Source organism: Bacillus sp. Medicinal_06, assembly GCF_056711665.1.
Genome location: NZ_JBWYHD010000033.1, coordinates 1 through 11684 on the forward strand (window position 1 = coordinate 1; position 11684 = coordinate 11684).

General features: G+C 34.0%; 14 protein-coding genes and 1 pseudogene. 12 read left to right on the forward strand and 3 right to left on the reverse strand.

Annotated features, from left to right (window positions below):
* From AC1M36_RS27800 to AC1M36_RS27810, 3 genes are all read left to right on the forward strand, one after another.
* Positions 1 to 1032: plasmid recombination protein (locus AC1M36_RS27800; RefSeq protein ID WP_479846478.1), on the forward strand; the 1032-nt coding region annotated here is incomplete at its 5' end.
* A 221-nt stretch (positions 1033 to 1253) separates the two neighbouring features.
* Positions 1254 to 1910 carry a MarR family transcriptional regulator gene (locus tag AC1M36_RS27805; protein ID WP_241819197.1) on the forward strand — a complete coding sequence of 219 codons (657 nt, stop codon included), beginning with the start codon at positions 1254 to 1256 and terminating at the stop codon, positions 1908 to 1910.
* Positions 1911 to 2584: 674 nt separating this feature from the next.
* Entirely contained in the window at positions 2585 to 3181 is a 597-nt protein-coding gene (locus AC1M36_RS27810; protein ID WP_479846479.1) for a hypothetical protein, read from the forward strand.
* Positions 3182 to 3463: 282 nt separating this feature from the next.
* On the opposite strand, the gene AC1M36_RS27815 is transcribed toward AC1M36_RS27810, so the two are convergent.
* Entirely contained in the window at positions 3464 to 4051 is a 588-nt protein-coding gene (locus AC1M36_RS27815) for a TetR/AcrR family transcriptional regulator (protein WP_479846480.1), read from the reverse strand.
* 184 nt (positions 4052 to 4235) lie between these two features.
* Here AC1M36_RS27815 and AC1M36_RS27820 point away from each other — a divergent pair, with 184 nt between their 5' ends.
* Together AC1M36_RS27820 and AC1M36_RS27825 are read left to right on the forward strand one after the other, a co-directional pair.
* The gene (locus tag AC1M36_RS27820; RefSeq protein ID WP_479846481.1) at positions 4236 to 4775 is read left to right on the forward strand and encodes a hypothetical protein; all 540 of its coding nucleotides are present in this window, start codon (positions 4236 to 4238) and stop codon (positions 4773 to 4775) included.
* A 98-nt stretch (positions 4776 to 4873) separates the two neighbouring features.
* Positions 4874 to 5296 (forward strand): hypothetical protein, encoded by a 423-nt coding sequence (locus AC1M36_RS27825; protein ID WP_479846482.1) that lies wholly within the window; start codon positions 4874 to 4876, stop codon positions 5294 to 5296.
* Between the two features lie 229 nt (positions 5297 to 5525).
* Here AC1M36_RS27825 and AC1M36_RS27830 read toward each other — a convergent pair whose 3' ends face one another.
* Positions 5526 to 5720, reverse strand: a complete 195-nt coding sequence (locus AC1M36_RS27830) for a hypothetical protein (RefSeq protein WP_479846487.1) — start codon at positions 5718 to 5720, stop codon at positions 5526 to 5528.
* Between the two features lie 497 nt (positions 5721 to 6217).
* On the opposite strand from AC1M36_RS27830, the gene AC1M36_RS27835 reads away from it, so the two are divergent.
* Positions 6218 to 6409 (forward strand): hypothetical protein, encoded by a 192-nt coding sequence (locus tag AC1M36_RS27835; RefSeq protein WP_336454580.1) that lies wholly within the window; start codon positions 6218 to 6220, stop codon positions 6407 to 6409.
* Between the two features lie 331 nt (positions 6410 to 6740).
* Here the strand turns inward: AC1M36_RS27835 and AC1M36_RS27840 are convergent, their stop codons facing one another.
* Positions 6741 to 7391 carry a DUF3967 domain-containing protein gene (locus AC1M36_RS27840; RefSeq protein ID WP_336454579.1) on the reverse strand — a complete coding sequence of 217 codons (651 nt, stop codon included), beginning with the start codon at positions 7389 to 7391 and terminating at the stop codon, positions 6741 to 6743.
* A 332-nt stretch (positions 7392 to 7723) separates the two neighbouring features.
* Here AC1M36_RS27840 and AC1M36_RS27845 point away from each other — a divergent pair, with 332 nt between their 5' ends.
* The 6 genes and pseudogenes from AC1M36_RS27845 to AC1M36_RS27870 form a co-directional block, all read left to right on the forward strand.
* Positions 7724 to 8326 carry a hypothetical protein gene (locus AC1M36_RS27845; RefSeq protein ID WP_479846483.1) on the forward strand — a complete coding sequence of 201 codons (603 nt, stop codon included), beginning with the start codon at positions 7724 to 7726 and terminating at the stop codon, positions 8324 to 8326.
* A gap of 97 nt (positions 8327 to 8423) precedes the next feature.
* Positions 8424 to 8603, forward strand: a pseudogene (locus tag AC1M36_RS27850) (histidine phosphatase family protein); the annotation flags it as partial.
* 324 nt (positions 8604 to 8927) lie between these two features.
* On the forward strand, positions 8928 to 9482 hold the full coding sequence (locus tag AC1M36_RS27855) for a hypothetical protein (RefSeq protein WP_479846484.1): 555 nt from the start codon (positions 8928 to 8930) through the stop codon (positions 9480 to 9482).
* A 512-nt stretch (positions 9483 to 9994) separates the two neighbouring features.
* Positions 9995 to 10129: a hypothetical protein gene (locus AC1M36_RS27860; protein ID WP_255266617.1), complete on the forward strand. Its 135-nt coding sequence runs from the start codon at positions 9995 to 9997 to the stop codon at positions 10127 to 10129.
* Positions 10130 to 10480: 351 nt separating this feature from the next.
* A complete protein-coding gene (locus tag AC1M36_RS27865) occupies positions 10481 to 10759 on the forward strand; it encodes a hypothetical protein (RefSeq protein WP_479846485.1) in 279 nt (92 codons plus the stop codon).
* A 381-nt stretch (positions 10760 to 11140) separates the two neighbouring features.
* Positions 11141 to 11684: plasmid recombination protein (locus AC1M36_RS27870; protein WP_479846486.1), on the forward strand; the 544-nt coding region annotated here is incomplete at its 3' end.

Sequence of the window (11684 nt, forward strand, 5' to 3'; positions counted from 1 at the left end):
CATATTAACTATGTACCGAATTTCGAAAGTAGTCGAGGATTAACGAGGCGTGTCGGAATGGATAGAGCCTTGCAACAACAAGGCGTAAAAGGAAAAGGGACGGAGTTAATTGCAAATTGGAGACAATCAGAAACGGCTTATATTGAATCTTTGGCTAAAGAACAAATTCCAGAATTTGAACGAGCGAATGTAGGTTCACATAAGTACATGAAAGTTCGTCAATACAAGGAATATGCTGAAATGAAATCAACTGTTGAGAATGAACTATATGAAAAAGAAATGCAGTTAGAAGTTTTTGATCATCATATGAAACATGCTGAAGAAAAAGTAAATGAATTACAGATCGTGAAAATACATGTAGCTGATAAATACAAAGAGTTAGAAGCAGTGGAACAACAAGTAAAAAGTGAAAGTGAAAAGTTACAGTTGATTGATCAGCGATATATAGAGTTAGAAAAAAAGGTGAAACAACAGCGAAAAGAATTGGATAGTGTTACAAATCAAGTGTCAAATGAACCTGTTGTGATTCCGTTTTTGCGTAAAGAAGTAATAACGGAAGTACAGGATAAAATGTTTGGAAAAGCTGAAATCACGAAGAAAAAGACAAGAAATTATGTGTTATCACCAGAACAATATCAAAAATTAACAAAACAAGTGAATGCAGCTGTTACTATCAAAAAGGATTATGAGCGTTTGAGAAAAACAGATTTTGTGAAAGAGAATGAAAGTTTAAAAGCGCATGCAGAGGGATGGATGAAAGAAAATCGAACATTGAAAAAAGAAAAAAGTCAGTTGCAAAAAGAAGTTGGTGTATTAAATAGAGAAATAGGCTCGTTAAAGGTTCATATAAAGGATTTACAGGCAAACATAAGGGTTTTATATCAACAGACGAAAAAAGTGTTTAAAGAGAAATTTAAGGCGTTTAGAGGGCTTGTTAAAAATGAATTGGGTATAAAAGGTGTAGATAACCATTTTGAACAGGAACATAAGAAAGAAATTAATAAACATCGAGGTTTTGATATGGAACGGTAAAAAAATAGGGAAACTTTGTTTTTATCTTCAAGGTTATTGAAAACGTGATAGAATGAAAAAAAGAGTCATGCGGGAACATGACTCTTTTTAATAGGGTATTCTACGAAAATACCTAAAATTCACTTATCTGATTATAGATTATCATAATTTGATTTATAATCAAATAGCAAAAAATAGGTATTTTTGTTGATTCCCTCAATTAAGGAGGAATTAACTTAGATATGACAAAGAAAAATATTGATTTTGTACAAGCTGAAAAAAAGGCAAAAGTAAGAGATAGTAAGATTGATAGTATTTATGAAAAACTTGAAAATAGTGGTGGACTTTCTGAAGAAGAAAGAGCCATGATGCTACAAGTATTGAGTAAAATGTCTGGTGGAGAAGAATATTTCATTGGTAAAAAGAAAAAACCTACGGATCGGGTGAGATTTGTGCAAATGATTACAGAGAATATTGATTATTTATGTGAAATTGGCTATTTAACTCAACCGGAAAAGGCATTTTTATTTGATATTTCAAGATTTCTAGAATTTAAATCAAATGTTATTGTTGAAAAAAATGAAGATGATGATATAAAACCGAATGCAGCATCTCCTAGTTATTTAGCTAAGAAATTAGGGAAAACAAGGACTTCTATTTCAAAATTGATGAATGAATTGCTTGAAAAAGGAGTTTTAGGAGTTGCAGAAACTGGTGTAATAACTGAAGATGGAAGAACTTGTTCAGCAAGGACTTGGTTTGTTAATCCTAATATATTATGTAATTCACCTAAAGATGATATTGATAGAGCGACTCAACAAATTTTTTCAAAAGCTTTACGTAATATCAAAATTGAAGGTAATAGGAAAAAACATAAACTACCAATTTATTTATTTTAGATGTCAATTTTTATATTGACATCTTTTTTTATATATGATTTTCCATTTTATAGGTGTTAAAAAAAATTAACACAGGTGTTAAAAAAAATTAACACCTCATGTCTTATAAACCCTTGCTATTACTGACTTTTTATATTTTCTCTATCTCACTCTTATATATAGGGCTAAAAGTTCCGCAAGGAACGGGTAGTATTTTTGAGAAAACCACTCAAAAATCTCCACCCTCAGAATCAAAAAGTCGGTTCGTTAATCCTTACCTAAAGGTTATCGCCTTTTCTTTTTGATTCTGTCCTTGCAAAACTTTTTTCGGCAGGTATAGGAATGTCGCCAAGCCGAACAGACCAAAAACAAGGTTAAGTTGCTCGACTTGGACTAGCAATTGTACCCGCCGAACCGCCAGTTCTATCGTTCTAAGCAACAAGCTTACTTCATATTCAGTTACGTTAAGTTCCAGGGGGGCTAGCCCCCTGACCCCCAGCCAGCACTCACACCCAAAAACAAGGAGAAACATCAAAAGGTCAGGAATTTTATACATAAAGAGAAGCCCTAATTAATAATAATTAAGGGGTACGGAAATGATTGGGGGAATGAGAGTAACACTTGAATTCCTTATGAATTAAGCCTATTTTTCTTTTTTTAGGATAGGAAAAGATATTCATCTAGGAGGGATTTTCTTGAAGAAAATAGTTGTTACATTACTGGCTTTTGTCTTGGCGATTATTCCTATTACTGCTTTTGCTGATACGACATCAACCTCAGTTTCAAAACAAACGCCTTTAACAGAGAATATGGTTCAATTAAAAGACTTGCCTGTTATGATTGATGGTGTTAAATATGCACAAGATGATTCGCATGTAAAGAATGTAACTCAGTTTGTTTTCGATGACGTTGCAAAAGCAGAAGGAGTAGTCTATGGGTTTACAAATCAAGACCGTTTAAATGCTCATTTGCAGAGTGCTGTTGTTGAGCGTAAAAAGGATACTAAAAACAATATGATTACAGCCCAAGCTGTTTATTATAATTCGTATTTTTATGAACATTCTAATTACGGAGGGAATTCCTTTGGAGCTTCCGGTAATATTAGCTGGGTCGGTTCATATTGGAATGATAAAATTTCTTCGTTGAAAGCGGGTTACAATCATAACTGGACAGTTATGTGTTGGGATATTAACTACGGAGGAGCAAGATTTTGGGTACAATCCGGTATCAATGTCAACTATGTTGGATCAACTTGGAACGATAAAGCGTCTTCTATCTTCTTTACTAATTAGATTGAAGAAATAACCATATTTTTTGTGAGAATCTTGCTTATGCAGGATTCTTTTTTGTTGTTTGTTTCAGAGGTACCGTCAATATTTTGGAAAAACCCCAAACTAAGTAAAAAAATACAATGAGCTGTCTATATAGACAGCTCATTTACATAATTCTCGAAAAGCGGAAGTTAATGTATCTAAAAATCTATAAAAAAACCCCTTTAGTAAAGCGGTCTGAAGGGTATTCGTGTTCACATAATCAAGATTATTGGTAGTTGGTGTTAAACTATTTAATAATTTTTATATAAGCCAATTATACATATTAAGTTGTTCTGATAAATCAACATCAGGGTTTACGTGTCTGTGAATCTCATAACCTTGATATATAGCAATAAGAGTAGTTGCTAAGATTCTCTCATCAATTTCTTGTTTCATTTGATTTAATTCTTTTCCTTTTTGAAATACTTTTATAAATACAGCAATCCATTTCTCATAAGAATTATTTATACACTTTCTTATTTGATTATTTTGATTAGACTGTTTGATTAGTTCTAAATATACCCCTGTCCAATAAGGACGAGTGTTTGTAATTTTGATACTCATTTCAAGGGTTTGAAGGATGAACTTTTTTACTTGAAATGTTTGATTTCTCAACTGTTCGTTAAGCATATTTTCTAACTCATCCATGTGTATTTCCATTCTTATATTCATTACTTCAATCAATAAGTCTTCTTTATGTTTAAAATGCGTATAAAAAGAACCTTTTGTTTTTCCTACTTCACGTAATAGATCGTCAATGCTTGTGGCATCATATCCCTTTGTTCCAAATAGTTTAAAAGCAGCTTGAATGAACTTATCTTTGGTTTCTTTCCCTGTATTATATCTCATAGTGGGATACTCCTTTAAAAGGTAGTTATTGTCAATATTTGTATAAAATCATCATAAAAAAGAGATGAGTTTTTAATCACAAATATTACGTCTAATGTATAATTAAGTATTATAACATACCAACTGGTTTGTATGTATTGTTCAATACGGAGTCTCAATGATAAATGTAAAAAGGGGGAAAAGGATGAAAAGGCTTAAAAAATTGGTAGCTGTGATTGGGGCTGTCACAATGTTAGCAACTGGTTTTACATTAGCTACACTGGCGCAAACTGCTGATGCTGCATCACCAGTTTCTTTGCAAACATCCGAAGGTAAAGAGGAAGCTATTACAACACTTGCTACGACAGGATTACCTTGGTACTTTTCTTATGCATTTGATTGGGGTTTATATGGTGCTACTAAATTTTATTATGATTCTAAGAAAGGTCGTTTAAAGATATACATGAATTCTAGAACTCCATATCTTGACTATGGAGTTCTTGGCTATTCAGGATATTTTAAAGTAACACTAATGAGAGATCCAACATTTGGTGGGGATTATGCAGTTTCCCATGCATCTTATCCACGAAATGATGATAAAACAGTTGTTTATACTTATCAATATGGTGGATCACGATTACCATCTGGGAACTATTGGTTAAAATTCGAAAATCCAAAACTTTCAAATAATGACCCTCCGCCTTATATAACGGGAAAAGGGACTGCTTCTTATACTTCCTATTAATGAACAAAAAGACCCTAGCAAACTAGGGTCTTTTCTGAAATTGTGTCCATTTATTTGTAAAATATTTAAGTGCCTTAATACTGAGAAGGGGGATTCTCATGAAGAAAATGCTATCTGTTATGGGATCGTTGGTGTTGTCAATGGTGGTATTGTTTGGATTTAGTGAATCAGCGAGTGCAGCTACTTATGGTTATGGCAGTTATTGGTTTACTACGAATGATGGAAACTGGGATGGAACTTTTCCTGTAAAAACATATGGGAATAAGGTAACACTAGAACTTAGTGATTTAGGGACAGTTCCTGAAGGACGCATTCTTAGAATAGGTGATATTCAAGCACGCATATGTAGTGCATCAACAGGGAGTTGTACTGGTTACAAAAGATTTTCTGAGCATGGTGACGGAGTGACTCATTTTTATTGGACTAATATGGTACCGGGCACATATCGGGTGGATATCATTGAGCCTTATAGCTACAAAATTGCTGGATATAGCTATATATCTGTTAATGAAGACGCTTAAAGAGTCAAATTCACATGAATTTGTTTAGTTATCCTACCATCCTTCGGGATGTTTTTTTGTCTGGAAATTTTAAGTTTTTTAATGAATACTTTATGCAAATCTAGTTTACATAAGCTCTAATTATAGGGATTCAATGTATTTAAAAGACTATTAAAAGTCCTCCAGATTGTTTAACTGGAGGACTTTCGTGTCCACATAATTATCGTTATTGGAAGTTAATTCATTAACATTACTCTTTAAATGCTTTTGGATTTTCGACTCTAAAAGATTGAACTGTTCCACAGTTTAAACAAAAGGTAGTTAATAATTTAGAACGAGATCCTCCTTTAAAAAAAGTAGAAGGTGTATCTTCACAAACATAAGCATGAGCTGCATAACCAACTTTTCCTTCTTTAAGATTAGTTGAGCTACAATTAGTACAGATTGTTTTTTTGTTTCATAATATAACCTCAACCTTCCTTTTTATTCCATCTTATCATGTGACAGAAAAGAATAGCACGTTGTATATTATATACATTCTCGGTTAACATAACGCAACATTATCGGTAGCAAGGACTAGGGGGAATCCTTGTTTTTATTAGGTTCTTTTCTCTTTTCTATGTAAAATCGATATGCAGAATTTTATATATCGTGAAAATAGGCTTTTTTATTATGTGTTTAGGCTTATATATTAGAGACATTTGTGGATACATGAGGGAATATTTCACATAGACATAATTTAGTAATTAAACAACCTAAGTGAGTTAACAAAAAATAAGAGGAAGTGTTTACATGAATTCGTATTACCCTTATTATACAAATGGTTATTTTCCACCTTACGCAACTCAACAGCAGGTCCTCGATCCCGGTGAATATCGTGGAGGTTTTTCCCATCAATCCGAGATATTTTTTGACCGTGAAGGGTTCGAGGTGAGAGTGCCAATGCCCGGTGTTAATCCCCGAACTAGAGTTGTTGCATCGGTTTACGAATGGCAAAACAATAGACCTCATATGGGAGCTGCTAGCATGCAGGTTCATAACGTTGTTCCGATTAATGGTGCTGTAATTGTACGGGGGCATATCGGTTGGAGAGAAAACCTTCCTTTTCGAATTAGTTTAATAGCGTTTAACTAATAAAAGATAAAGGGGGGCTTTTTGTAATGAATAATCTTTATCATCTCCCCTTTCCTTGGATTGCTAGATCATCTTTTATTAATTAACAGAACGCGTAGGAATGGAGTTTGAATAAAAAAGGACAAGACTTATATTTCAATCTTATGGGGAGACTGATCATCTGGTATATTACATAAATTCAAAATAAGAATTATTGAGCTAAAGGGCGCGATTGTGGAGCAACACAGGTAGAAAATGTTTAAACTTTATTTCAAAGTAAAAACAGAACCGTTAGATGTTCAAATATATTTGTGTGAAATAAAACAAGCCTTGCATATATACAAGGCTTGTTTTATTTCCAGAATTTCCACCAATGATGTTTATTTTCTGTAGTAGGAGCAACTAGTTGTTTAGTCTCTTGAATAGATCGTATGCTATGTAAAAGTTGCTCATCTCTTTCTTGCAACAATTGTTCATGGTGTTTTTGATATATTTTTATACTGTCTTTCAATGTTTGAAATTCTTCTTGAGTTCGTCGTAGTTCTTCTCTCATGGATTGGAGTTCTTTTGTTATTTCTTCGCGTTCCTCGCGCAACAATTCACGTAACAAATTTGTACTATTTTCGCGTTCCAATATTTCTTTATCTCTCGTAATAAGCAAAGATTGGGAATCAATTGGATCATGGGACGTTCCACTCGTGTTCCAATTTTCATTATTTATGGTTATTGCTACGGTTTTAGCAGCATCTGCTTTGTTATATCCGGCATCTTTCATAAGTGTTTGAAATTGTTTCAAAGCTTTTATATCTTTTGAAGTAAAGGTTCGATATTCGCGATTACTTTTAGGATCACGAACTTTTACAAAGATGTACTCATGTTTTTCTAACTCTAAACACCATTTACGTAAATAGCTTTCGCTAATACTTAACATTTCTGCTACTTCTTTGGTTAGAAAAGCCGGGAGTGGCTTGGATTGTATACCATTCCGCGTTCCATCAGACATCGTTCCTCACGCTCCTCTTAATGCTCTAATTGACGTTCTTAAAGTTACATTATACATGATAAAACGAAATACCTTTGAAATCTGGAATTTGTCGGTAATATAGGTTAAGTTAAACTTGAAATAATATTAGTAGACTAAGAGAAAAGCACCTTGTCATTTTAATCAATGAATAGAATAAGGTACTACCGGTAAGTGGTGTTATGTTAACCTCATATGTATATGAATATACATAGTAACCCCTTATATGGAATACGTATGGATAAACATACAAGAAAAAAAACTCTTTTTACATTAAATATAATGTATATGATGTGTAAAGGAGTTTGATTGTTTTGAACTTAAATAATGATAGAAACTTCAATCCTTCTGCGATTCCTTGCCCTGTCCCTAGTCCTGTTAATTGTCCTATTGAAAGTATCCAAGGGCCTCCTGGACCACAAGGACCACAAGGACCACAAGGACCAGCAGGGCCTGCTGGTGCTCCAGGTGCTCCGGGTGCTCCGGGGAGCCCCGGAATCGTTTCTTTTTCAGTCGATCAAGATGATACTGTCTTAACCGAAGTGGATACTGTAAGCGACACCTTACAAATAATGGTGACTGTACAAACAAATCAAGCGGTAAAAATTGATGGCTATGGTAGCTCTACTGCTATTGCCAATGTTGACGACCTGGGATTCGTCGCATTTAATGGTAGCTTATCAAGAAGTGGTACCCCAGGTATTATAGCAACAATGGACGAGGGTTTTAGCGATAGTACGCCCACGAATACCACCCTGTGGTCTGGTAATCTGTCATTTAGCAGGATAGATGTATTACCACCTGGAGTTTATGTTTATACTTTTGTCCTTAGTACACAGGCAGCAACTATGACTGGTGCAGCCACAACTGTGACACTTCTTGCAAGGGGAATCAACGCAATAGTATTTAATATGTAAAGGAGCAAGTGTATGAATAATTTAATTATAGGGTATACATCGTAAAAGGGTTCCAATCAGGTTTGTCTAAGTTAGAAAAGAAAGGAGTAAACAGTACAAACGAATTGTGATTGTTTCCCATGGAGGAGTGATTACAAAAATTATAGATAGCTTCCTTCAATTACCGAAAGAACATGATGTATGGTTCCATACTGACAACACAGCCATACATCTACTTGAATACAAGTCTAGTGTCCGTATTGTTAGGTTTAGTAACAATACCACTTATTTAAACTAGGACAAAAGTCAAATTCGGCAATCGGTACTTATGTAAAAAATTAGTGTGGATCTAGCTTTTTTTTTTTTTGTTCATGGATTTTGACCTCTTTGTTTATAGTGTTTTGAATGTATACTTTTGTTATGTATGTTGAGGATATCAAGAGATTTGGTATGAAGTCAATGATTAAGGGAATTTGAAAGTAAACTAATATCTAAAAGTTTACATTCAAATATATTTTATTTATTACTGTTTTTTATCCTGTTTAATTTTCTTAATATTGCAAATTACAAAAATACAATTTACAATTATTGTATAATTAAAAAATTTTGAAGGAGTGTTGATATGAAGATTAAAGGGGTATTAATGTCTTTACTAGTTTTTGTTATATTTTTAGGATTTTTTCCAATAGAGAAAGCAAGTGCATCCGTATTATCTGATTCAGTACACGAAGTAGGAGATAGGATTGATACAAGTAAAAACTATTATATAGTTCCAGCAGATTTACCAACAAGAGGATTAATTTTCCGTTTGCTTCATAATTCTCCATTAAATTTACTAGTTAGTTCATATGGTAAAACAGTAGAAAACCCTTCCGGAACTCCTGTGAAATTACATTTTTCTGAAGAAAACAAGAAATATCGTATTGAGATGCCTACAAATTTCATTATAGGACGTCCTGTTTCTTATTGGTTCTATGCAAGCGGCAATAGTGTAAGTCTTAATTGGGAGAAAGATGCATCTTATTGGGACATAATTCCTGTAGAGGGAGGATATACAATTCAAGCAGAGGGTGGATATCTCTCTTATGAAGATGTTTTTTCGCCAATGAATGGTCCTCTTACAATGACCTATTTAGGTAAAGAAGAAGTTGTGTGGAAATTAGTACCTGCGTTTTAAATTTTGTATAAGTTTTAAGTATATCTTGTCTAAAAAATAATACATAAATAAAACAGTACAAGTCATTTTAATATGCGATTTGTGCTGTTTTGTATTTATTAAAACTCAAATAATAATGCTAAAGGGATTTTGCTCACACAAATGATCTGCAAATCAATTCACTTTTGATATACAGATCATTTGTATGATAATTTTTATAAATAATTGCGAAATAATGAACTTACATAAATGCTTTTAAAAGTTCTTGAACTAATGGAATTGCTCCACCTACGAATTTTAAAACTGCCATTGCGATTGTCATATTATTTCCTCCTCTTTTGTTGATGCTAAGATGTGATGTATCTTTATGCTTTTATTATAGTAAACGCTTACATTGATAACAATACATTTCTATATGCAATATTACATATTTATACGTTTAGACAAAAATTAGACCTCTATTAGTCATTCCTTAATGGTATCATAGCGAGGTGAGAGTCTTTAAGGGTTCTCCTTAATAGGAGGAAACGGATATGGAAAGAGTGCAAGCGATTATTGACAGTAATCTGAAATTCAAGAGCTGGGTTAAACAGGTACTAGCTATAGGCGGAATGTTAGGGTTCTGCTACTTGGTATTATATGTTTTATGTTTCTTATTTGCTATGTAAATACTAGATAACTACACTAGTGGAGTCTTGCCTACAGAGGTAAGGCTCTTTTGTTGTATCTGAGGTGAATTTTTTTGAGGTACTCCAAAATATTGGGTTGATGGGCATGTGGTTCTACTTCTATCACTGAAAGTAAATAAATATTTAAAAGTTTACATTCGATAAAAGTAAAAAAGAGTCCTAATGGAGAAGTTTTATACACTTATACCATACTATTTTTCATATCTTTATTTTTTGATCTTGGTACGATCTTTGCGTTTTGGCTAAAGTGGTGGCTGGGGGGTTGCACTCACACCCAAAAACAAGGTTCATAGACTAAAACATAAAAATATAATGACAAAGGGTGTTTTTATGAATCAACAAACGCAAAGTAATAATCAAAATACTTCAAATGATGAGGCTGAAGAAGTAAAGTTAGCTGATAGTCTAAAACTGGCATTGTTAGCTGGTTTATTTAGTCTAGTAGGAGATGTTTTAGGAATTTATGCAGCAAAATTAGCCATAGATGAAACTATACAAGAACAAATTTCTCAGCAAAAAACAAATAAAGAACAAGAAGAACAAATGCAGTTATTACAAAAGCAAATTAAAGAATTACAAAAACAGATTGAAATTTTAAACAAAAGATAAGTGTTGGTCAATCAAAACGGACCTAGCGAAGCGAAGGGAGTATTTGACTTGACCAACTGAACGATACCCAAACCCTCTTGGCATTGAACAAACTACTGTTTGTTCCTGCCAACCGGCGAGGGAGCCCCTCAAGGATTGAGGGGTTGGGGAGTTCGATTGAGGGGGGCTGGGGAAGAGTTCCCCAGTGGGTTTGGGCAAAGCCCAAGGTTTGGTGTTTGGCCACGTAGAAACGTGGCTCGGCAAAGCCGAAAAGCGTCGCAGACCCCTATCGATTTTGATGCGAAAGCGTCAAAATACGTATAGGGTTACGTTAATTGACTCCATTTCGTCGCTTTGCTAGACTTATGGTATCAATTAATCTAGGGGAAGTGGTGGCACTTTATGTTGTTCTCTATTTCATTTAATCAATCTCACCAAAGTTCATTGAGCCATAATAACAGAGAAAACGTTCATGGAAATCCTGGGATAGATCTAACCAGGCTACATGAGAATATTTACTTTGTTCAAAAGGACATTCGTAGTGTATACAAGGATGTCTTTCAAGAAGCGGTAGACAAGTATAATGAGAAGCAAAAACGAAGTGATCGTAAAATTAAAGATTACTATGACAAGATAAGAAAAGATACAAAGACGCATGAGCAACGAGAACTCGTTGTAGCGATTGGGGAAGGCAAAGACGACCCAAAGTATAGGGAAGCCAAAAAGGAAGCGTTAAAACAGTATGCTGAGGCGTTTCAAGAGCGAAATCCGAATCTAGCTGTCTATAATATGGTTTTACATGATGATGAAGCCAATCCGCATTTACATATTAACTATGTACCGAATTTCGAAAGTAGTCGAGGATTAACGAGGCGTGTCGGAATGGATAGAGCCTTGCAACAACAAGGCGTAAAAGGAAAAGGGACGGAGTTAATTGCAAATTGGA